Origin of the sequence: Dactylosporangium sp. NPDC049742 (genome assembly GCF_040674675.1) — a bacterium.
Taxonomy (GTDB): Bacteria; Actinomycetota; Actinomycetes; order Mycobacteriales; family Micromonosporaceae; genus Dactylosporangium; species Dactylosporangium maewongense.
Genome location: NZ_JBFANF010000091.1, coordinates 18,744 through 40,475, shown reverse-complemented (window position 1 = coordinate 40,475; position 21,732 = coordinate 18,744). Strand labels below are relative to the sequence as shown.

At 74.2% G+C, this 21,732-nt stretch carries 13 protein-coding genes; 9 read left to right on the top strand and 4 right to left on the bottom strand.

The window, feature by feature from the left end:
- Positions 1-118 precede the first annotated feature (118 nt).
- Positions 119-3,013: a hypothetical protein gene (locus tag AB0J72_RS53830; protein ID WP_363415375.1), complete on the top strand. Its 2,895-nt coding sequence runs from the start codon at positions 119-121 to the stop codon at positions 3,011-3,013.
- Positions 3,014-3,167: 154 nt separating this feature from the next.
- Here AB0J72_RS53830 and AB0J72_RS53825 read toward each other — a convergent pair whose 3' ends face one another.
- Positions 3,168-4,082 (bottom strand): carbohydrate kinase family protein, encoded by a 915-nt coding sequence (locus AB0J72_RS53825; protein WP_363415373.1) that lies wholly within the window; start codon positions 4,080-4,082, stop codon positions 3,168-3,170.
- Between the two features lie 106 nt (positions 4,083-4,188).
- Between AB0J72_RS53825 and AB0J72_RS53820 the strand changes: the two genes are divergently transcribed.
- The 4 genes from AB0J72_RS53820 (at position 4,189) to AB0J72_RS53805 (ending at position 7,891) form a co-directional block, all read left to right on the top strand.
- The gene (locus AB0J72_RS53820) at positions 4,189-4,746 is read left to right on the top strand and encodes a carboxymuconolactone decarboxylase family protein (protein ID WP_344504223.1); all 558 of its coding nucleotides are present in this window, start codon (positions 4,189-4,191) and stop codon (positions 4,744-4,746) included.
- Between the two features lie 47 nt (positions 4,747-4,793).
- On the top strand, positions 4,794-5,957 hold the full coding sequence (locus AB0J72_RS53815; protein WP_363415371.1) for a M20/M25/M40 family metallo-hydrolase: 1,164 nt from the start codon (positions 4,794-4,796) through the stop codon (positions 5,955-5,957).
- 11 nt (positions 5,958-5,968) lie between these two features.
- Positions 5,969-7,144, top strand: coding sequence for a glutamate--cysteine ligase (locus tag AB0J72_RS53810; protein ID WP_363415369.1), 1,176 nt, complete (start codon positions 5,969-5,971; stop codon positions 7,142-7,144).
- 147 nt (positions 7,145-7,291) lie between these two features.
- Entirely contained in the window at positions 7,292-7,891 is a 600-nt protein-coding gene (locus AB0J72_RS53805; RefSeq protein ID WP_363415378.1) for a nitroreductase family protein, read from the top strand.
- Here AB0J72_RS53805 and AB0J72_RS53800 read toward each other — a convergent pair.
- The 3 genes from AB0J72_RS53800 to AB0J72_RS53790 all read right to left on the bottom strand — a co-directional run bounded on the left by AB0J72_RS53800 (position 7,875) and on the right by AB0J72_RS53790 (position 12,432).
- A complete protein-coding gene (locus AB0J72_RS53800; RefSeq protein WP_363415367.1) occupies positions 7,875-9,419 on the bottom strand; it encodes an NAD(P)-binding domain-containing protein in 1,545 nt (514 codons plus the stop codon). The two genes, AB0J72_RS53805 and AB0J72_RS53800, sit on opposite strands and share 17 nt — an antisense overlap.
- Before the next feature lie 73 nt (positions 9,420-9,492).
- A complete protein-coding gene (locus tag AB0J72_RS53795) occupies positions 9,493-10,434 on the bottom strand; it encodes a hypothetical protein (RefSeq protein WP_363415365.1) in 942 nt (313 codons plus the stop codon).
- Between the two features lie 189 nt (positions 10,435-10,623).
- A complete protein-coding gene (locus AB0J72_RS53790; RefSeq protein ID WP_363415363.1) occupies positions 10,624-12,432 on the bottom strand; it encodes a discoidin domain-containing protein in 1,809 nt (602 codons plus the stop codon).
- A 238-nt stretch (positions 12,433-12,670) separates the two neighbouring features.
- On the opposite strand from AB0J72_RS53790, the gene AB0J72_RS53785 reads away from it, so the two are divergent.
- The 4 genes from AB0J72_RS53785 (at position 12,671) to AB0J72_RS53770 (ending at position 21,729) form a co-directional block, all read left to right on the top strand.
- Complete coding sequence (locus AB0J72_RS53785; RefSeq protein ID WP_363415360.1) at positions 12,671-15,805, top strand: BTAD domain-containing putative transcriptional regulator; 3,135 nt, start codon at positions 12,671-12,673, stop codon at positions 15,803-15,805.
- A 69-nt stretch (positions 15,806-15,874) separates the two neighbouring features.
- Positions 15,875-19,333 carry an ABC transporter ATP-binding protein gene (locus AB0J72_RS53780; protein ID WP_363415357.1) on the top strand — a complete coding sequence of 1,153 codons (3,459 nt, stop codon included), beginning with the start codon at positions 15,875-15,877 and terminating at the stop codon, positions 19,331-19,333.
- A gap of 116 nt (positions 19,334-19,449) precedes the next feature.
- Positions 19,450-20,373 (top strand): hypothetical protein, encoded by a 924-nt coding sequence (locus tag AB0J72_RS53775; RefSeq protein WP_363415355.1) that lies wholly within the window; start codon positions 19,450-19,452, stop codon positions 20,371-20,373.
- 1,017 nt (positions 20,374-21,390) lie between these two features.
- Positions 21,391-21,729 (top strand): MerR family transcriptional regulator, encoded by a 339-nt coding sequence (locus AB0J72_RS53770; RefSeq protein WP_363415352.1) that lies wholly within the window; start codon positions 21,391-21,393, stop codon positions 21,727-21,729.
- Positions 21,730-21,732 lie beyond the last annotated feature (3 nt).

The following is a 21,732-nucleotide window of genomic DNA, read 5'->3' as shown; positions in this document are numbered from 1 at the left end:
CGGGCTCGCCGGTGCTGTCCATCGCCACCGCGGGCTGCGACCTCGGCTGCCGCTTCTGCCAGAACTGGGACATCTCCAAGAGCCGCGAGATCGACCCGGCGGCGGGGAGGGGGTCGCGGTGATCGGGCTCGTGCTGGCGATGCTGTGGTCGCGGCGGGGGCGGGCCGCGACCGTCATGCTGCTGACCGCGCTCGCCACCGCCGGGGCGCTCGCCGCGCCCGCGTACCTCACCGCCGCCGACGACCGGATCGTCCGCTCCGAGGTGGCCGCCGCCGCGCCCAGCGAGCGGACCGTGCTCATCACCGGCGAGGTGCTGTCCTCCGGCGGCGGCAGCATGGCCAAGACGTTCCAGAGCCTCGCCGGCGGCTGGCTCGACGCCCCCGGCTACGCGACCGTGTTCTCCGCCCAGTTCCCCGCGCAGCCCGAGGACCTGGCGATGGCGACCGCGTCGCAGCTCACCACCGTCGTGTTCCGCGAGAACATCTGCGCGCACGTCCGCGTCGTCGCCGGCCGCTGCCTGATGGGCACCGGCGACACGATCCTCTCCGGGCGCACCGCCGACCGGCTCGGCCTGCACCCCGGCGACACCATGTCGCTGACCGGCTCCAGGTACGACCAGCTGTCCAGCCGGTACGTGCCCGCCGGGCCGGCGACCGCGCTCACGATCGTCGGTGTCGTCGAGCCCCGCGACGCCGGGGAACCCTACTGGGGCCGCGCCGGCGGCATGCGCGACGCGTTCCAGGTCGACCGGCGCACCCTGGACACGTTCTCGCGGCCGGCGGAGCTGGAGTCCTACGACGCGTACCCGCTGCCCGGCGCCATCACCGTCGACACCCTCCCCGCGCTGCGCGAGTGGGCCGAGAAGGCGCAGCAGCGCAGCACCGAGGAGGCGCGGCTCAACACCGACCTCGACGTGCTGCTCGACCGCATCGCCGAGCGCCGCACCGAGGTCCGCGCCGCCGTCCCGTTCGCGGTCGCGCCCGTGCTGCTGCTCGCCTGGGCCGTCATCACGCTCGCCGTGTCCACCGTCATCCGGGCCCGCCGCTTCGAGCACGGCGTCATCGCGCTGCGCGGCGTGGCCCGCCCCGGCCGGTGGTGGCTGGCGACGGGGGAGACGCTGCTGTCGGTGCTCACCGGGGCGGCGCTCGGGTTCACCGCCGCCGGCGGCTGGCAGATCCGCGGCGCCTGGCCGTACGCGGCCGTCGCCGTCCTCGGCGCGCTCGCCGTCGCCCTCACGGTCGCGCTGCGCACCGTGTCCGCGCCCGTGTCCGCGCTGCTGCGGCAGGTCGACCGGCACACCGCCCGCTGGCGCGGCCTCGCCCTGGAAGGCGTCCTCGTCGTGGCCGCCGTCGTCGCCGTCGCGCAGGTCCGCGGCCGGCCCGGCGGCGTCGCCCTGCTCGCGCCGGCCCTCGTCCTGCTCGCGGTCGCGGTCCTCGCCGGCCGGGTCGGACCGATCCTGAGCGGGCTGGCCGCCGCCAGGGTGCTGCGCCGCCCCTCCGCCGGCCGGTTCCGGCTCGCCGGGGCCCTCGCCGGGTTCCGGCTGGCGCGGCGGCCCGTCGGCGCGCGGCTCCTCGCGCTGCTCACCCTGGCCGTCGGGTCGCTCGCGTTCGCCGCGGGCACGACGTCCGCCGTCGACCAGCGGCAGCGCGACCAGGCCGCCCTCGCCACCGGCGCGCCCGTCGTCCTCAACGTCGACGCGACCAGCCGCACCCAGCTGCTGCGGGCCGTCCGCGCCGCCGACCCCGAGGGGCGGTCCGCGATGGCGGTGGTGCCGATCCGCGACTCCGACGACAACCCCGGTGCCGTCGCCGTCGACGCGGCCCGCCTGCCGGCCGTCGCGCTGTGGCCCGCCGGCGCGCCACCCGTCGCCGACGTGGCCGCGCGGCTGCACCCGTCGGCGCCCGCCGAGGCGGTCACGCACACCGGCGCCAAGATCGCCCTGGACGTCACCGTCTCCGTGCTCGACCGCCCCGACGTCGTCCTCACCGCCACCCTCGCCCCGCTCGACGGCCAGCCCACCGCCAGCGCCGACCTGGGCAAGCTGGTGCTGGGGCGGAAGACGTACACCGGCGAAACCCCCATGTGCGTGCGCGGCTGCCGCCTCGTGGAGATCGCCGCGAAGCTGCCGCCGTACGTCGGGCCGACCATCGTGGTGACCCTGCACTCGCCGCCGCAGACCGAGTGGCGCACCGCACCGGGCGCGACCGCCGTGCGCGGCGCCGACGGGATCACCTTCAGCCTGCCGATGACCTCCCAGTCGGGCGCCGGCGTGCTGCGCCCCGCCTTCGGCCCGGCCGAGCTGCCGGTCGCGACCACCGCCCCGCTGCCCGACGCCGAGTTCAAGACCTTCGGCAGCAAGGCCGTCCCGGTCGCCGAGTTCAGCGCCACCCGCCTGCCCCGCGTCGGCACCGCCGGCGCCCTCGTCGACCTGGAGTACGCCGACCTCACCGCCGAGGACGACGGCCGCGCCACCGGCGCCGAGGTGTGGCTGTCGGCGACCGCGCCGCCGGGCATCGTCGACGCCCTGCGCGCGCAGGGCCTCACGGTCACCGGCCGCCGCACCGTCGCCGACACCCGCGCCGCGATCGCCGCCGGCGGCACCGCGCTCGGCCTGCGCTTCTACCTCATGGCCGGCTGGCTGTCGGCGGTCCTCGGCGCGGCCGGCCTCGCGGTGGCCGCGATCGGCACCAGCACCCACGACCTGCGCGCCCTGCGCGTCCAGGGCCTGCGCCGCTCGACCGGCACGCTGGTCGAGCCGTTCGTGGTGCTGGTCCTCGTCGCGGCGGCCGGTGTCGCGGGGGTGCTGGGGGCGGGGCTCGCGTGGTTCGCCGTCGGCGGCACGCTGCCCGGGCTCAAGGGCACCGGCCTGCCGCCGCTCGGCGGGCCCGCGGCGATGGTCGGGGTGACGCTGGCGGCGCTGGCCGTGGCTGGCCTCACCGCCCAGGCCGCGGCTTCCCGCACCCGTACGCCGCGCCGCTCACCCCGCTCCGGCAGGTCCCGGCGCTTTCCGTGATCCGGTAGACCTTGTGCACCCGGGAGTGCACGAAGTCTTCCGGATCACGAGGAACTGGCGTGGAGGCTGAGCCGCGGCGGCGGTTGCGGTCCGGCCAGCGCTTTCCGTGATCCGGTAGACCTTGTGCACCCAGGAGTGCACGAAGTCTTCCGGATCATGTGAGCGGGGCGGGGGACAGGGCGGACAGGCGGGTGGTCAGGCCGGTGGCGGTGATGAGGTCCTCGTGGGTGCCCGGGGCGCCGCAGGCGTACGCGCCCGAGACCGCGCCGGCCAGGGCGCACTCGGCGACGGGCCGGCCGGCGAACCAGCGGCTCATGAAGGCGGTGCTGAAGGCGTCGCCCGCGCCGTTGCTGTCGACGACCGGGCGGTCCGGGGTGACGGCCGGGTAGCGGACGATACGGCGGTCGGCGCGGTCGAGCACCTGGCAGCCGGCGGCGCCGCGGGTCGCCACGACGAGCGTCGCCCGGCCCGCGTCGAGGACGGTGTGCATGAGGTCGTCGATCCGGTCCGGGGCGGCCTCGGCGCTGAGGAACACCAGGTCGGCCTCGCGGGACAGGGTCAGGCCCCACTCCGACGTGCCGTCCCACGCGTGGATGTCGGTCGACGTCGTGATGCCCAGCCGGCGCGCCTCGCCGAACGCGGCGGCGGCCCGGCCCGCGGCGATGTGCACGTGCCGCGACTGCGCCAGGGCCGGCAGGTACGCGTCCGGCGGCAGGACGAGGTCGGCCGGGTGGCGCGGGTCGAAGAACGAGAACCGGCGGCCGGCGGCGTCGACCAGGTTGACGCTGCGGGGCGTGCCGTTCGGGGCCGGCAGATGCGCGAAGTCGAGGCCGGCGGCCGCGTAGCGGGCCAGGATCTGCGCGCCCTGCGGGTCGTCGCCCAGGAAGTCGATGAACTTGGTCCGCAGCCCGAGCGCGTGGAACCCGAGCGCCACACCGTTGCCGGAGTGGGCGACGTAGTCCCGGACGGGGTCGACGTGCAGGTTGTCGCCGGGCGGGATGGCCAGGTCGGGGACGCGGACGATGGTGTCCACCCCCACGCCGCAGAGCACCAGGACGTCATAGGTCACGTGTCATTCAATCATGTCCACAGTGGACAGAAGCACCGCACGAACGGAGAAACACGGACGCCGGAGAAAGTGGCATCGTGACAGCCAATACCGGAAGGGGAGCGACATGGCACACATCGATCTCGGGGTCGACGAGAAGCAGTTCCCGGGCATCACCGGACCGATGCGGTTCCGCCCGGAGACGGCGAAGCCGCTCAACGAGCTGGCCGAGGTGCTGCTGCGCGCACCGCACTCGCTGCCGGCGGGGGAGCGGGAGCTGATCGCCGCGTACGTGTCCGGCCGCAACGACTGCAACTTCTGCTGCGCGTCGCACTCGGCGTTCGCCGCGGTGCAGCTGGACGAGGGCTACACGCTCGTCGACCAGGTGCGCGCGGACCTCGACACCGCCCCGGTCTCGGCCAAGCTGCGGGCGCTGCTGCGCATCGCCGGCGCGGTCCAGGTCAGCGGCCGCCAGGTGACCACGGAGCTGGTCGAGGCCGCCCGCGCGGAGGGCGCGACCGACGTGGAGATCCACGACACGGTGCTCATCGCCGCCGCGTTCTGCATGTTCAACCGGTACGTGGACGGGCTCGGCACGTTCGCGCCCGAGGGCCGCGACGCCTACGCCGAGTCGGCCCGCCGCGTCGTCGAGGTCGGCTACGGCAACGCCATTCCGATGGACTGAGCAAACACAAGGGTGACCGGGCCCGATCCAACTGCGATCGTCGATGAATGGATCGTGAACGCCGCCTGCTCCAATCCGCGCAGCAACTCCTGGCAGACATGGTCGACCGGCTGGCCACGCTCGTCGCGTGCGAGTCGCCGCCGGGCTCGCTGCCCCATCTCGAATCCTGTGCCGATCTGCTCGCCCGCTGGGGCTCGCAGGTGCTCGGCCGGCCCGCCCGGCGGGTCGTGATCGACGGCCTGCCGCACCTGCTGTGGCCGGCCGCCGATCAGCGGGTGCTGCTCCTCGGCCACTTCGACACGGTCTTCCCGGTCGGCACGACCAGGTCCAGGCCCTTCACCGTACAAGGGGACATCGCGACGGGTCCCGGCGTGCTCGACATGAAGGGCGGCATCGTGCAGATGCTCGCGGCGCTGCGCCTGGTCGAGGACACCTCGGCGGTCGGCGTGCTGCTCACCTGCGACGAGGAGACCGGGTCGGTCACGTCGCGGCCGCTGATCGAGGCCGAGGCGCGGCGCTCCGCCGCGGTGCTCGTCTGCGAGGCGGCCACGCCGGAGGGGCACGTGAAGGTGGCTCGGAAGGGCGGCTCGGTGTACAGCCTCACCATCCAGGGCCGCGCCGCGCACGCCGGCGTCGAGCCGCAGCGCGGGATCAACGCGACGGTCGAGGTGGCCCACCAGGTGCTCGCGCTGGGCCGGCTCGGCGTGGCCGACAGCGGCGGCACGTCCGTCACGCCCACCCTGCTGTCGGCCGGCACGACGACGAACACCGTGCCCGAGAGCGCCAGCCTGGCCGTCGACGTGCGGGCCTGGACGAGGGACGAGCTCGAGCGCGTCGACCACGCCATCCGCGGGCTGGTCCCGGTCCTGTCGGACGCGACCCTGGCGGTGGGCGGCGGGATCAACCGGTACCCGATGCCGGCGGAGCTCGCCCGCCCGCTGCTGGCCCTGGCCCGGACGACCGCACGCCGGCTCGGCATCGCCGACCTCGACGGGGCGTACGCGGCCGGCGCGTCCGACGGCAACTTCACCGCCGCGCTCGGCGTGCCGACCCTCGACGGCCTCGGCGCGGTCGGCGGTGGCGCGCACGCCGCCGACGAGTACATCCGCCTGGACCGCATGCCGGAGCGGGCCGCGCTGCTCGCCGGTCTCGTCGAAACGCTCGCCGCGGCAAGGCGTGCCGAGGCCGCGAAGGCGGGCGGGATCCCGTAACGTGCGTCGGCATGACCTCGGCGCAGCGCCCGGCATCGGCAGTCCCTCTGGTCGGCGTCGAGGAGGAGTTCCTCGTCGTCGACGCGGCCAGGGGCGAGGTGGTCCCGGAGGCCGCGACGGTCGTCGACGCGGCCCGCCCCGCCCTCGGCGCCAGGGTCGGCGGGGAGATCACCAAGCTGCAGGTCGAGACCCGCACCGACCCGTGTCGTAGCGTCGACGACCTCGCCGCGCAGCTCGCCGGTGGGCGCGCCGCCGTGCAGGCCGCGGCCGCGCCGGCGGGGCTGCGGGTGATCGCGAGCGGCTCGCCCGTGCTCGGCCGGGCCGTGCCGCCGCCCATCACCGAGGGGCCCCGCCAGGACCTCGGCAACGCCACCTTCCGCGGGCTGCACGACGAGCTCGCGATCTGCGCCGTCCACGTCCACGTGGAGGAACCCGACCGGGACCGCGCCGTGCTGATCGGCAACCACCTGCGCCCGCACCTGCCGGTGCTGATCGCGCTCACGGCCAACTCGCCGTACTGGGCCGAGCGGGACACCGGCTACGCGAGCTGGCGCAGCGTGACGTGGGGGCGCTGGCCCGTGGCCGGTCCGCCGCCGTTCCTGACCTCCGCGCGCCAGTACGACGACCACGTCGACATGCTGCTCGACGCGGGCGCGCTGGTCGACCGGGGCACGATCTTCTGGGACCTGCGGCTGTCGGCGAACCACCCGACCCTCGAGGTCCGGGTGGCCGATGTGCCCGTCACCGCCGACGAGTCCGCAGCGCTCGCGGCGCTGGTGCGGGCGCTCGTCGTCGTCGCCGGCGACGCCGTGGACAAGGGCGACGAGGGGCCGAGGCCGCTCGCCGAGCTGATGCGGCTGTCGTACTGGCGGGCCGCCCGCGACGGGATGGGCGGCCACGGCGTCGACGTCGCCACCGGGCGGCTGCTGCCCGCGGCGGCGCTGGCCGAGCGCCTCGTTGCGCTCGCCCGGCCGGCGCTGGACGAGGCGGGCGACCGCGCGCGGGTCGAGGGCTGGCTGGCACGGCTCGCCACCGGCGGTGACGGCGCCACCCGCCAGCGCGCCGCCGCGGCGCGGCGCGACCGGCTCACCGACGTGGTCGACGAGCTCGCCGCCCACACCGCCCCCGGCGTGCCCGCAGGTCAAGTAATGGCATCGATGACAGTCGAAGAGAGCACGTCCGCATAGCGACGAACCGCACCGGTCTCCGCGACGCTGGAGGGGCCGGGCGCCGCCTGGGCGACCGGCCGACCCTCGCAGGGAGGCCACAAGGTGTCCGACGCAGAGCTGCTCGCCACCGTCCCGATCCGGCACGACCGCAGGCCGCCGGCGGACATGGTCCGCGCGGCGGAGGTGTTCGCGGAGCGGATGGCGCAGCGCCGTTCCGTGCGGGACTTCGCCGCCGACCCGGTGCCGGACGGGGTGATCGAGGCCGCGATCCGCGCCGCCTCGACCGCGCCCAGCGGCGCGAACGTGCAGCCGTGGCGGTTCGTCGTGCTGACCGACCCGGCCCGCAAGCGCCGGCTGCGCGAGGCGGCGGAGGCGGAGGAGCGCGACTTCTACGAGCGGCGCGCCCCGCAGGAGTGGCTGGGTGCGCTCTCCGCGCTCGGCACCGACTGGCACAAGCCGTTCCTGGAGACCGCACCCGCCGTCATCGTCGTGTTCGAGGTGCACCGGGGGCCGCACAGCCCGAAGCCGTACTACGTCAAGGAGTCCGTCGGCATCGCGGTCGGCCTGCTGATCACCGCGCTGCACCACGCCGGCCTGGTCACCCTGACGCACACGCCCAGCCCGATGCGGTTCCTCAACGAGGTGTGCGAGCGCCCGCCGGAGGAGCGCCCGTACGTGGTGATGCCCGTCGGCTACCCCGCGCCGGACGCCCGCGTCCCGGACCTGACCCGCAAGCCCCTCGAGGAGGTCATGGTTCGCTGGTGAAGTCCTTGGCCAGGAAGTCCACGAGCGGCTCGACGTGCCGGTCCGGGCGCCGCCACTCCGCGAGGAGGTCCTCCAGCAGGTGCTGCTCGGCGACCAGCTCCGTGCCGCGGTACCGGCGGATCACCGGGTGGATGAAGGCGCTCTCCCTGGCGCGGTCGGGGGTGGGGTGGCGCTCGATGGCGAAGACGTCGCCGTAGTCGTCCCGCCCCCAGCGCAGCGCGAGCGTGTACCAGTGCCGGGCGTCCGCGAACCGGTCCACGGCGTAGTCCTCGGGCAGGTCCTCGTAGTGGTGGAAGTCGCCGGTGTCCTCGTCGCGGACGAAGACGTCGCACAGGTACTCGAACTGGGTCCACAGCGCCGAGCTCCAGTTGACCCGGTCGAGCATCAGCTCCGCCAGCGACCCGGGGTCGGCCGGCGTCGCCGTGCGCGGCAGCGGCACGCCCTCGTAGCGCTCCCGCAGGATCCGGGTGAAGGTCCGCAGGTTGTACCGGAAGCCGTCGATGAACGGCGACGACGCGTGCTTCACGTCCCGTGCCTGCGCGATGGTGCCGGCGAAGTACAGGCCGTTGACGTTGCTGGACTGCCAGTCAGGGCGCAGCCCGGGCATCCGCCCGTCGCGGATCATCTGCGGGCTCGTGGTCTCGTCGAAGATGCCGGTGTCCATCTGGAAGCCGGTGCAGCGCAGCACCGTGTGGTAGTCGAGGACGGCGGTCTCGCCCTGGGCGTGCGTGTACGTGATCGACACCTGGAAGCGCCCGTCGACGGGACGGATCTCGTCGATCGTGCAGTCCAGCACCGAGTGCAGCGTCTTGAACTGGTAGCTGTCGAGGATCGCGCCGTACTGCCCGCGGACGTCCCCGGGATGCTTGGTGTTCCACGCGAGCCGCAGCGGCTGCCGGCTGGCGAGGTGCACCATCGACGCCCGCCCGAGGATCGCCGACGCGGTCTCGAACGCCGAGTTGCCCTTGCCGATGATCAGCACCCGCTGGTTGTCGTATGCCTTCGGGTCGATGTCCATGTCCTCGTACCCGACGGCGTGCTCGATGCCCTTGATGGCGGGCACGAACGGCGCTCCCCAGCCGGCCGCGACGATCACGCACGCCGCGCGCACGTCACCCTGCGCCGTGCGCACCGTGAACCCGTCACCCGTCCTGGTGATCCGCTCGACCGTCGTGCCGAACCGGATGTTGAGCCGGTGCACCCGCTGGAACTCCGCGAGGTAGCCGACCAGGTCGTCGGCCGCCGGCAGGTACTCCTCGCTGAACTTCGGGAACAGCAGCTCCGGGTCGTCGTTGAGCAGGGAGTTCCAGTCCCACCGCAGCCGGATCTCCGGGTCGGTGCTGTCGGTGTGCACCTTGTTCAGCGAGATGAGCCGCCGGTGCCGGGGGAATTTCGTGAAGAACCCGCCCGGTGCGTCCCCGCTCTCGAGTGTCAGGTAGTCGGCACCGTGCTGCTGCAGGTAGTAGCTCAGTTGAACTCCGGCGGGTCCCGCCCCGACGATGACGTACCTGTGCTCGCTGCTGGCCATCCGTAGCCCTTCCGCAGATCGACGGCGATGCGTTGCACCGACCTTGGCGGCGGAGGGCGACACGTGTCAAGGCTCATGCGGCCATGCTCGACCAGCTGTCGTAGTCATGGATCGCGATGCCGTTGAAGGAGGTGTACCGCGCCGCCTCTGTGTCCACTGTGGACAATGCGGTGGACAGGGCGGACCGGGTGCCCGCGGCGAACGTGCAGTAGGCGCAGCCGGCCAGCGGCTGGGTCTCCGCGGCGAGGCGCACCGGGCGGCTGGCGCTCTGCCCGCGGGCGAGCAGGTCCGCGCCGACGCCGACGACGCCCGCCGCGCTGTCGCGGTACGACATGACCGTGATCGCGTGCACCCTCGCGATGACGGCGTCGGCGAGGTTGCCCTTGCCCGCGGGCACGGTCGCGAGCCAGAAGGGCACGTCCGCGTCGAGCGGCTCCGGGCCGGCGGTGCGGACCGCGTCGAGCATCGCCAGGTAACCGGCGACGATCCGCGGCTGGTCGGTGGTCCAGCCCGGCAGCAGGTACGGCTCGACGTCCAGGTGGATCCCGTCGAAGAGGCCGGTCGCCGTGGCCCGCTTGCGCCAGGCGACGGCCGACGCGGCGTCGAGGGCCCAGGACGGGTCGCCGCCGAGGGCGGAGAGCCGGATGCCGGCGGCGCGCGTGCGGGTCCGCAGGTCCTTCAGCCGGGCGAGCTGCGCGGCGGTCGGCTGCCACGGCACCGCCACGAAGATCTCCGTGATGCGCTGGCCGGTGGCCCACGGCACGACGGCCGCCGGATCGGCCTGCGACCACAACCACATCGCCCGGGAGCCGGCCATGGTCTTCGCCTTCGAGTCGGTCGGGGTCTTCGTGGCCGGCGTCGCGGCCGGCTTCGTCGCGGCCGGCTTCGTCGCGGCCGGCTTCGCGGCGGCGGGTTTCGTAGCGGCGGGCTTGTTCGTGGCGGCGGACGCCGCGGTCGGGGCGAGGGTCAGCCCGACCGTCAGCGCCGCGGCCACCGCCCACGACTTCCGTGCCATGCCCGACCTCCGTGCCCGCCGTTGTGCGTGAGGGGCAAGCGTCACGGCCGGTCGTGGCGGGCACGGTCCCGGACCGGTTCGATCCGGTTGCCGTGCCACGGGTCGGGCACATCCTGTGATACTGCGCCGTCCGCGACGTGCGGCCGGCCGGATTCCGGTGGCCGGCCGGCCGACACGCGCGGGGTGTTGTTACGGGGTGCAGCAGGTCATGGCGTACACCTGGAACTCGAACAACGAGTAGCCGTAGTTCGTGGCGCGCTGGGTGCCGAGGACCCGGACGTAGCGGCCCGACCCGCTCGCGTTGAGCGTCTGCACGCCGCCAGTGCCCGTCGTCGTGGAGTAGATCGTCGTCCAGGTGGTGCCGTCGGTGGACGTCTGCACCTGGAACGCCTTCGCGTAGGCGGCCTCCCAGTTCAGCACGACCTTGTTGACGTTCATGACGGCGCCGAGGTCGACCCGCAGCCACTGCGGGTCGCTGAAGGCGCTCGACCAGCGGGTGCTGCCGCTGCCGTCGGTGGCGTTCGCCGCGGCGGTGCCGGCGTTCTCCGTCGACGAGGCGGTCGTCGGCCTGCCCTGCGAGACCAGGGTCCCGCCGGTGTTGGTGCCCGGCGTGCCGTTGACCGACATCTCCCACAGCGAGTAGCCGTACGCGGTGCCGCGCTGTGTGCCGTACATGCGCACGTACCGGCCGGAGCCGCTCACGTTCCAGACGTCGGTGCCGCCGTCGCCCGTCGTGGTCGCGGCGACGTCGACCCACGTCAGCTGGTCGTTGGAGGTCTGGATCTTGTACGCCTTGCCGTACGCCGCCTCCCAGTTGAGCGCGACGTTGGTGATGTTGTACGTCTGGCCCAGGTCCACCTGCAGCCACTGCGGGTCGCTGAACGCGCTCGACCAGCGGGTGTTCAGGTTGCCGTCGGTGGCGCAGGCCGGGCAGCCCGCCCCGCCCTCGTTCGAGGACGCCGTGGTCGGCTTGCCCAGCGCGACGTTGTTCGTCGGCGGCACGGTGCCGGGGCCCTTGTTGTAGACCGCGACCCAGTCGATGTTCAGCTGCCCGCCGGAGACCGTGGCGGCGTTGGGCCCGCCGCCGAACGCGTCGGGGAAGCCGCCGCCGATCGCCAGGTCGTAGATGATGAAGAACGGGTGGTGCACCGCGTTGGCCCAGGTCGTGGCGTCGACCCGGGTCGCCGGCAGGGTGAAGTACAGCGCGCCGTCCAGGTACCAGCGGATCTCCTCCGGCGACTTCGACCGGTCGATCTCCACCGCGTACGTGTGGTAGCCGGTCTGGCAGCCGGCGCACGGCCGCTCGCCGCTGCCGAGGCCGGTCGACTCGTTGCACGGCCCGCCCGGGTTGACCCCGCAGTGCAGCGTGCCGAACGTCGAGCTGCGCCCGTTGATGTCCTCCATGATGTCGATCTCGCCGCTGGTCGGCCAGCTGGTCCCGGTCCGCAGCGTGGAGCCGAGCATCCAGAACGCGGGCCAGTACCCGGCGCCGTTCGCGGTCGTCACGTCCGGCTGCTGGAGCGAGGACTCCATCCGCACGACGCCGCCGGGCTCGGCGCCGAACGTCGCGGCCTGCGTCTCGATCCGGCCCGACGTCCAGCCGGCCCGCGGGTCGGTCCCCGAGTGCAGCGCCCGCAGCGCCAGGTGACCGTTGCCGTCGTGGAACACGTTGGCGGTGCTGCTGGTCATCGTCTCGATCTCGCCGGTGCCGAAGCTGCTGCCCGGCCCGGTGTCGTACTTCCAGTTGGCGGTGTTGACGCCGGTACCGGCGGCGGCGCCGAAGTCGTCGCTCCAGGTCAGCGTGAAGCCTGCCGGTGGCGCGGGCACGGCCGCCGCCGCGGCCTGCGCCGTGCCGGCGGTGGTCGCGGCGTTCGCGACGGCGGTGACCGCCACCAGGGCGACGGTGGCGGCGGCGGTACCGGCGGCGACCCACCCGCGGAAGCGGCGCTTCGGGGCGGGCGCGGGCGGTGGTGTGTGCACTTCGTGCGGGTCGTTCATGCGGGAATCTCCTCAGGCGGGGGTGTCCACCAGCGGCGGAGTCCTGCCGATGGGCGCGACGATGCGGCCGATGGCGGGTCGGCGGGCGGTGCCGGGGACGTCCGGGCGGGTGGACGCGGACCGTGTGATTGGTCACGGTCGATGCGGTGGAGCTGGGAGAGCGCTCTCTCGGCACCGTACAACGCGCGGCGCCGGGTGGAAACCCTCGTTCTGCGCGCGGCGGGGCACAATCGGGGACGTGCGGATCGGGGTGCTGGGGCCGCTCGAGGTGCGGGCCACGTCCGGCGCGCCCGTCGAGATCGGCGGTGCGCGGCTGCGGGTGCTGGTCACGCTGCTCGCGCTGGACGCCGGGCGGCCGGTCACCGGCGCCCGCCTCGCCGACGGCATCTGGGGCGGCACCCCGCCGGGCGACGCCACCAACGCCCTGCAGTCCCTCGTGTCCCGGCTGCGCCGGATCCTGCCTGACGGGATGCTGCTCGCCCGCCCGTCCGGCTACCAGCTCGACGTCGACCCCCGCGACGTCGACCACCTCCTGTTCGCCGACCTGGTCGAGCACGCCAGGACGCTGCTGGCCGAGGACCCGGCCGCCGCGGTGCGCCTGTTCCGCGACGCGGAGGCGCTGTGGCGGGGCCCGGCGCTCGAGGACGCGGGGGAGGCGCCGCTCGTGCTCGCCCGGCGGGCCACGCTCGACGAGCTGCGCCTGGCCGCGACGGAGGACCGGACCGCCGCCGAGCTGTCCCTCGGCCGCCGCGTCGTGGCCGACCTGGAGGCCGCCGTCGCCGCCCACCCGCTCCGGGAGCGCCTCGTCGACCTGCTGATGCGCGCCCTGCACGCCGAGGGCCGCACCGCCGACGCGCTGCGCGCCTACACCCGCTGCCGCGAGACCCTCGCCGAGGAGCTGGGCGCCGACCCGTCCGCCGCGCTGACCTCCACCTACCTGGCGATCCTCCGCAGCGCCCCACCCGGCCACCACGCGGCGGGGCCGCCGTCGACGCCTGGGGAGGCCGCGCCGGAGGAGTCCGCGGCGAACGGGGCGGGGAACCTGCGGGCGCCGCTGACCAGCTTCGTCGGGCGGGCGGAGGAGCTGCGGGCGCTGCGGGACACGCTCGCCACGGCGCGGCTGGTGACGCTGGTCGGGCCCGGGGGAGCGGGCAAGACGCGGCTGGCGACCGAGGCCGGGCGGGCCGCCGCGCCGCGGGACGGGGTGTGGATCGTCGAGCTGGCCAACGTCACGGACCCCGCGGACGTCGTGCAGGCGGTGTGGACCGGGCTGGGCATGCGGGACCCGTCGGCGGCGGCCGGGCCCGTCCGGCGGGCGACGGTGGCGTTGCCAAGGATCGCGGAGGCTCTGTCGTACCGGCGGATCCTCCTCATCCTCGACAACTGTGAGCACGTCGTCGAGGCCGCCGCGGCGCTCGCGGACCGGCTCCTCGGCGACTGCCCGGACCTGCGCGTGCTCGCCACCAGCAGGGAGCCGCTCGGCATCACCGGCGAGGTGCTGCTGCCGGTCGGGCCGCTGCCCGCGGACGCGCTGGACTCGGCGGCGGTGCGGCTGCTGTCGGACCGGGCGGCCGCGGTACGGCCGGGCTTCCGGCTGGACGGATCCGCCCTCCGGATCTGCCGGGCCCTGGACGGGATGCCCCTCGCGATCGAGCTGGCGGCGGCGCGCTGCCGGTCGATGACCGCGGCGCAGGTCGCGGACCGGCTCGACGACCGGTTCCGGCTGCTGACCCGGGGGAGCCGCACGGCGCTGCCGCGCCACCAGACGCTGCGGGCCGTCGTCGACTGGAGCTGGGACCTGCTCACCGAGCCCGAGCGGGCGATGCTGCGCCGGCTCGCCGTCTTCCCCGGCGGGGCGACCCTGGAGGCGGCCGCGGCCGTCTGCGACCCGGACGGCGCGCTCGGCGACCCGGTCGAGCTGATCGCCGCGCTGGTCGACAAGTCGCTGCTGGTGGAGGCCGGCGGGCGGTACGGGATGCTGGAGACCATCCGCGCCTACGGCCTGCAGCGCCTCGACGAGCAGGGCGAGACCGTGCGGCTGCGGCACCGGCACGCGACCTGGTTCCTGACGCTCGCCGACCGGCTCGAGCCGTCGCTGCGCACCGCCGGGCAGCTCGAGTCCCTCGCCGTGCTGTCCGCCGAGCACGACAACCTGCACGGCGCGCTGCGCCGCGCGATCGCCGACGGCGACGCCGACCTCGCCGTCCGGTTCGTGCTGGTCCTCAGCTGGTACTGGTGGATGCGCGGGCACCGGGTCGAGGGCGGCGCCCTGGCCGTCGCGGCCCTCGCGCTCGACGGGCCGTGCGACCCCGGGGCGCGCGCGATGGCGTGCGGGGTCGCCGCCGTCAACGGGTTCGACGGCGTCGGCGAGGCCTCGCAGGTGAACGAGTGGTTCGACGAGGCGTTCGCCCACCAGGGCGACCACCCGATGTTCCGGCTGTTCCAGGCCGTCGCGATGCTGTTCCGCCAGGGGTCGAGCGAGGCCACCCTCGACCGCATCGGCGCGCTCCTGGACGACCCCGACCCGTGGCTGTCGAGCCTCGGGCAGCTGCTGCTGTGCCACGCCGAGATGAACGTCGGCATCCCGTACGACGCCGCGGTCGCGCGCTTCGACCTCGCGCTCGCCGGGTTCCGGGCCATCGGGGAGCGGTGGGGGATGGCGGCGTCGCTGCAGTCCCTCGGCGAGATCCACGCCCGGCGCGGCGACTACGCGACCGCCGCCGGGCACATCGAGGAAGGGCTGCGCCTGTTCGACGTGCTCGGCGCCACCGAGGACCGGCCGCCCGCCGAGGTGCGGCTCGCCCAGCTGTACGAGCTGCTCGGCCGCACGGAGGAGGCGGAGGCGATGCTGGACCAGGCGCGGCACACGGCGCTCAAGGTCGGGCTGCCCGACGGGATCGCCTACGTCGAATACGTGCAAGCCGACCGGGCGCTGCGGGCCGGCCGGCTCGCCGACGCCCGGCAGCGGTTCGGCCGCGCGGCCGAGGTGCTCGGCGCCGACCGCGCCTCGCCGCAGCTGCTCGCGGCAGTCCACGGCGGACTGGCGGTGGTGCGCGCCCGGGAAGGTGCGACGGCGGCCGCCCGTACCATGGCCGCGGTGGCTCTTGAACACGCCCGCGACGCGTTCGACGGGCCCGTCGCCGGAGCCGTGCTCGAGGATGCGGCGGAGGTCCTGCTGCTCGGCGGTGACCCGGCCACGGCAGTGACGCTGCTCACGGCGGCCCGGAAGACCCGGGGCGGCCCCGACCGCACCCGCCCACACGTCGCCACGCTCACGGCGGACGCCGAGGCCGCCCTGCCGGTCGCGGAGCGTGCCGCGGCGGTCGCCAGAGGTCACGCCCTGTCGATCGAGACGGCGGTTGATCTCCTGTAAATGGTTTGAAAATGCCCCGCGTCGCGGCGCAGGCTGAGAGGCCGCCACAACGATCCGGGGGGATCCACCATGCGCCTGCTCCGTGACCTCTGGGCCACGTCGCCGCGCCGCACCGGTTTCGTGGTGTTCCTGGTCGTCCTCGGCGCCGCCGGTCAGGCCCTTGCCGCCGGCGTCGCCGGCTCGGTCCTGATCCATCGATCATGGACCATGTTCGTGGTCCTCGCGGTGGCGCTCTTCGCCGCCGTGGCCACCGATCTCCTCGTCGGGCTCATCATGGCTCGGGTCACCGCCGACTGGTCCGCCGACGTGCGCCGGCGGCTGTGCCGGGTCGCGTTCGGCCAGGACCTGCCGACCCTGGAGACCACGCCGGTCGGCGAGCTGCTCGACCGCATCGACGGCGACGTCTACCAGGTCGGCTCCGAGCTGCGCGGCAGCGGCGTGCGGATCGCCCAGTCGATCGCGTTCGGCGTGCTGTCGATCGGCACCACCTTGTACGTCTGGTGGCCCGCCGGCGTCGGCATGGTCGTGCTCGTCGCCGGCCTCACCGCCGTGCTGCGCAAGCCGACGTCGAAGATCGGCACCGCCCGCATGGGCGAGGAGGAGGCCTGGTCCGACCTCGCCGCCGTGATGGAGGAGTCCATCCACGGCCAGGACGACGTGCGCACCAGCCTCGCCCGTCCCTACGTCCTGCGCCTGTACGCCCGGCGCGCCAGCGTCGTGCTCGAGCGCGGCCGCCAGGTCTGGAACCGCTCCGGCGCGGTCACGGCCGTCGCCGCCGGGACCGTCCGGGCCGGCATCGCGGTCATCGTCGTCGCCGGGCTGTGGGCCCTGACCGCCGGCCACATCGACGGCGCGCGCCTCACCGCCGTGTGGCTGCTCGCCCTCGGCTTCGGCGCGACCGTCGAGCACACCAGCCGGATGGTGCCGGAGCTGCAGTACGCGCTGGGCGCCTGGGGCCGGGTGCAGCTGCTGCGCGACTCGCCGCAGGAGCCGCTCGGGGGCGCCGCGCCCGCGGCCGGCGACCTCGTCGTGCGGGACCTGACCTTCCGGTACGCGGCGGACTCCACGGCGCGGGCCGCGCTGCGCGACGTCAGCCTCACGTTCGCGCGGGGCCGTTCGTACGCCCTCATCGGCCGGACCGGATCGGGCAAGTCGACCCTGGCGAAGGTGCTGACCCGCGCCGTCGAACTGCCCCGCGGCACCGTCTTCCTCGGCGGCACCGACCTGCTCGACCTCGACATCGAGGCGCTGCGCCGGTGGATCGCCGTCGTGCCGCAGCGCACCGAGATCCTCGCCGGCACCCTCGCGGAGAACATCGCCCTCTTCGACCCCGCGCTGCTGCCCCGGGCCGCCGACGCGCTGGAGGAGCTCGGCCTCACCTCCTGGGTCGCCGAGCTGCCGGACGGGATCGACACCAAGCTCGGCGAGGGCGGCCACGCGCTGTCCGCCGGGCAGGAGCAGCTCGTCGCGTTCGCCCGCATCGTCGTGCGCGACCCGCAGGTCGTCATCCTCGACGAGGCCACCGCGCGGCTCGACCCGGTCACCGAGGCACAGGTCCAGCGGGCCACCGACCGGCTGCTCGTCGGGCGCATCGGCATCATCGTCGCGCACCGGCTGTCCTCCGTGCGCCGCTGCGACGAGGTCGTGGTCCTCGCCGACGGTGCCGTCGTGGAGGCCGGCCCCATGTCGTCCTCGACCCGGTTCGCCTCGCTGCTGGCGTCTTCTGAGGTCCGTGTCACCGTGCCCGCGTCTTCCTCGTCCGTCGCGGTGCTCGATGCGCCGCCGCCGTTGGAAGGCTCGCTGGTCTTCGCCGTCACGGACAAAACGGACCCGCCGCCGCTGCCGAAGCTGCCGCGCGCCCGCACGCTGTGGAACATCTACAGGCTCGCCACCAACGACGCCCGGTTCGGCCTGGTCTCCGTCGCCATGTTCTCCATCATGGTGTTCCTCGGCCTCGACGGCTCGGTGCTGCCGTGGCTGTGGGCCGACCTCGTCGACGGCACCGGCGACCTGCTGTGGCCGGCCGTCGGGATCGTCGCCGGCCTCCTGCTGCCGTTGCCGCTGCCGTACTACACCGGCAAGTGGTTCCCCGAGTGGTGGGTCAGGCAGCTGCTGCGGATCAGCCTGCGCCTCGTGCACGGCCAGACCGGCCCGCGCCGCGTCAGCAGCCACACGCCCGCCGAGGTCGTCGCGCAGGGCGGCGACACCGAACGCGTCGTCGTGCTCGCCGACAACCTCATCGACCAGTGGATCTGCGCCTTCGTCCTGGTCTCGATGACCCTGGTCTCGGGCTCCCTGGTGCCGGCCGCGTTCATGGCCGCCACGATCGTCGTCTCGGGCCTCACCGCCACCCTCTTCGGCCCCGTGCTGAAACGCTCGGCGACCTTCACGGTGGCAGCGCGCGCCGCGTTCGCCACCGCGCTCGTCTCGTCGCTGTCCGCCGCCCGCACGGTGAAGCTCGCCGGCGCCACCAGCCCCGTCCTGGACCACCTCGCCAAGCTCGACGAGATCCGCAGCGCCCGGCAGCGCTGGGAGATCTCGATGCAGGTCTGGGCCCGCTCCACCCCGGCCATCGCCAGCGGCCTGCTGCCGATCGGGGCCTGGGCGCTGCTGCTCACCGGCCACCTCACGCCGGGCGCCACCCTCGTCGCCGTGTCCACCCTGGGCTCGGCCCGCTGGTTCGCGTGGACGACCGCGTCGCTGGTCTCGCAACTGCCCTCCGCCCGCGTCTGGACCCGCCGCACCGTCGCGATGACCGGCGAGGCGGAGTACGCGGCGCAGGTACCCGGCGTCGACCTCTCGCTGGGCACCGCACCTGCCCCGGTCGCGCCGCCGCGCCGCCCGCTGCGCCGCCTCGACCTCGACGGCTTCACCGCCGTCCACGAGGACGGCACCGTCGCCGTGCGCGACCTCGACCTCACCGTCTCCCGCGGCGAGCTCGTCCTCGTCGTCGGCCCCGTCGGCTCCGGCAAGTCCTCGCTCCTGCGCGCCCTGGCCGGCATCGTCCACCACACCGGCGCCCTGCGCTGGAACGGTGAGCCCGTCACCGAACCCGAGATGTTCCTGCGCCCCAACCAGATCGGCTACGTCGCCCAGCTCCCGCGCGTGCTGTCCGGCACCGTCGCCGACAACATCAGCCTCGGCCACGAGGTCGACCCCGACGACGCGGTCTCCACCGCGCAGCTCACCCACGACCTCGCCGCGGCCGGCGCCGGCCTGGGCCTGCTCATCGGCCACAAGGGCACCCGCCTGTCCGGCGGCCAGCTCCAGCGCCTCGCCCTCGCCCGCGCCCTGGCCCCCCGCACCGAGCTCCTCATCGCCGACGACGTGTCCTCCGCCCTCGACGTCACGACGGAGCTCGCCCTCTGGCGCGCCCTCCGCGCCCACGGCGTCACCGTGATCGGCTCCACCTCCAAGCGCGCCGCCCTCACCCAGGCCGACCGCGTCGTCGTCCTCCTCGACGGCACCGCCGCCGCCCAGGGCACCTGGCACGACCTGGAACCCCACTGGGGCCACCTGGCCGGCTGAGGCTGTGCTGCGGGGGATTGGATCATGGGTGGACGCTCGTGGTCGTTCTCCCGCGTATCCACAGCTCTGGTCAGCCCCTTGCCGCTCCGCGCGGCGTTGCGGCACCGTCGGGCCTCATGGGGGACACTCAGCACGGCCTCATCGCCCGTTCACAACTCACCGCCGCCGGCGTGACCAGGTCACAGCTGCGCTGGCGCCTGCACACCGGCCGATGGACGGCCCGGCTACCCGGCGTCTACGCGACGTTCAGCGGCGAGCTCAGCCCTCACCAGCAGGCGATCGCCGCCCTGCTCTACGGCGGCCCCTCCGCCTGCCTGACCGTCGCCTCGGCGCTCGTCGTGCACGGCTTCCACACCGCACCCCGCGAGCGCTGTGTCCGAATCGTCGTCCCCTGCAACAGCCGGGTCCCGTCGACCGGTTTCGTCCGCGTCCACCGTACGACCCGCCCGGATCCCTTCAGCCGGCGCTACGGGCCGCTGCGGGTCATCTCCCCTGAGCGCTGCGTGGTCGAGGCGTCCAGGCTGTGCACCGACCCGGGCCGGGTGCGGGCGATGGTCGCCGAGGCGGTGCAGTCCGCCCACTGCACCGTCGAGGACCTGGCCCGGGAACTGGCAGCCGCACCCAAGGCCGGCACCGCCTTCTTGCGTCGAGCCGTGGCCGAGGTGCTCACCGGCGTCAGGTCGGTCGCCGAGGGCGACGCCCGGGCACTCCTCGCCAGGTCCACGATGCTGCCGGCCATGCTGTGGAACCCCGTTCTGAAGACCCTCGACGGCACGGCACTTCCCTCACCGGACGGCTGGATCCCCGACGTCGGTCTCGCCCTGGAGGTCGACTCCCGCTCATACCACCTGTCCCCGGAGGGCTGGGAACGCACCCTCCGCCGCCATGCCCGGCTCACCGAGGCGGGAGCCGTGGTCCTGCACTTCTCGCCCCAGCAGATCCACCGCGACCCTGCGTGGTTCGTCGCCTCGGTCGAACGCAGCTACCTCGCCCGCCTCACCGCCAGCCCCAGACCCCTGATCCGCACCTTCCCCCGTTGAGACCCAAGCCCGCCCGCTGACCCCGCTCGTGATCCAAGGACAGTCGTGGCCATCCGGACGACCACCACGCGACTTCGATCACGGACGGCGCCGCCGAACGACGAACACGACCGACGCTGTGCCCGGTGGCGTTGCCGTGGCCTCCCATGCCGAGATGCGGACCTGCATCCACGCCTCGGGGAACCTTCCGTTCCCGGCTGACGCCGCTCGTGATCCAAGGACGGTTGTGGTCGTCCGGACGGCCGCCGCGCGACTTCGATCACGGGCGGCGCCGCTGGGCGGCGAGCACGACCGACGCTATGTCCGGTGCCGTTGCCGTGGCCTCCCGCGCCGAGATGCGGACCTGCACCCACGCCTCGGGGCCCTTCCGTCCCCCGGCCGACGCTGCTCGTGATCCAAGGACGGTTGTGGCTGTCCGGACGGCCACCGCGCGACTTCGATCACGGGCGGGTGCGCCGGGCGGCGAGCACGACCGACGTTATGTCCGGTGGCGTTACCACGGCTTCCGCGCCGAGATGCGGACCTGCACCCACGCCCTGGGAGACCTTCCGTCCTCGGCTGACGCGGCTCGTGATCCAAGGACGGTTGTGGTCGTCCGGACGGCCACCACGGGACTTCGATCACGGGCGGGGGCGCCGAACGACGAACACGACCGACGCCTTGTCAGGTGGCACCGTGGCTTCCCGCGCCGAGATGCGGACCTGCACTTACGTCTCGGGAGCCCTTCCGTCCCCGGCTCACGCGGCTCGTGATCCAAGGACGGTTGTGGTCGTCCGGACGGCCACCGCGCGACTTCGATCACCGGGCATGGCGTCGGTGGTGAGCGGCGGGTGGGGCGATGGCCGGCCACCGGATGCTGCGCACGCGCAGTCCCAGGCAGCGCGGCACGCGCGCCTGTGCGTCGCGGAGCGGCGCATTGGGGTGCGGGTGAGAATCCCCGCAGGGACCCGCCGCGACAGCGGTGGGGGGAATTACAGGCTGGCGTTGACGCTGGTGGCAAGGTTTACGGTTGGCGGCATGCGGATCGGTGAGCTGGCGGAGCAGGCCGGGACGAGTGCGCGGGCGCTGCGGTACTACGAGCAGCAGGGGTTGCTCAGCGCCAAGCGGACGTCGAACGGGTACCGGGAGTACGACGAGGAGGACCTGCGGCTGGTGCGGGAGATCCGCGCCCTGCTGGAGATCGGGTTCAACCTGGAGGACACCCGGCCGTTCGTGGAGTGCATCCGCGAGGGGCACAGCTCGGGTGCGGAGTGCCCCGGGTCGGTCGAGGTGCTCACCCGCCGGCTCGCCGAGATCGACGACTACATCGTGCGGCTGCGGCGGATCCGGGCCACGATCGTGAAGGAGCTGGGCTGAGTC

Coding starts and splice junctions, on each gene's coding strand:
- AB0J72_RS53815 (WP_363415371.1), top strand. CDS start 4,794: ATGGATCGTGAACGCCGCCTGCTCCAATCCGCGCAGCAACTCCTGGCA.
- AB0J72_RS53790 (WP_363415363.1), bottom strand. CDS start 12,432: ATGAACGACCCGCACGAAGTGCACACACCACCGCCCGCGCCCGCCCCG.
- AB0J72_RS53820 (WP_344504223.1), top strand. CDS start 4,189: ATGGCACACATCGATCTCGGGGTCGACGAGAAGCAGTTCCCGGGCATC.
- AB0J72_RS53775 (WP_363415355.1), top strand. CDS start 19,450: ATGGGGGACACTCAGCACGGCCTCATCGCCCGTTCACAACTCACCGCC.
- AB0J72_RS53780 (WP_363415357.1), top strand. CDS start 15,875: ATGCGCCTGCTCCGTGACCTCTGGGCCACGTCGCCGCGCCGCACCGGT.
- AB0J72_RS53770 (WP_363415352.1), top strand. CDS start 21,391: ATGCGGATCGGTGAGCTGGCGGAGCAGGCCGGGACGAGTGCGCGGGCG.
- AB0J72_RS53805 (WP_363415378.1), top strand. CDS start 7,292: ATGGTCCGCGCGGCGGAGGTGTTCGCGGAGCGGATGGCGCAGCGCCGT.
- AB0J72_RS53810 (WP_363415369.1), top strand. CDS start 5,969: ATGACCTCGGCGCAGCGCCCGGCATCGGCAGTCCCTCTGGTCGGCGTC.
- AB0J72_RS53795 (WP_363415365.1), bottom strand. CDS start 10,434: ATGGCACGGAAGTCGTGGGCGGTGGCCGCGGCGCTGACGGTCGGGCTG.
- AB0J72_RS53800 (WP_363415367.1), bottom strand. CDS start 9,419: ATGGCCAGCAGCGAGCACAGGTACGTCATCGTCGGGGCGGGACCCGCC.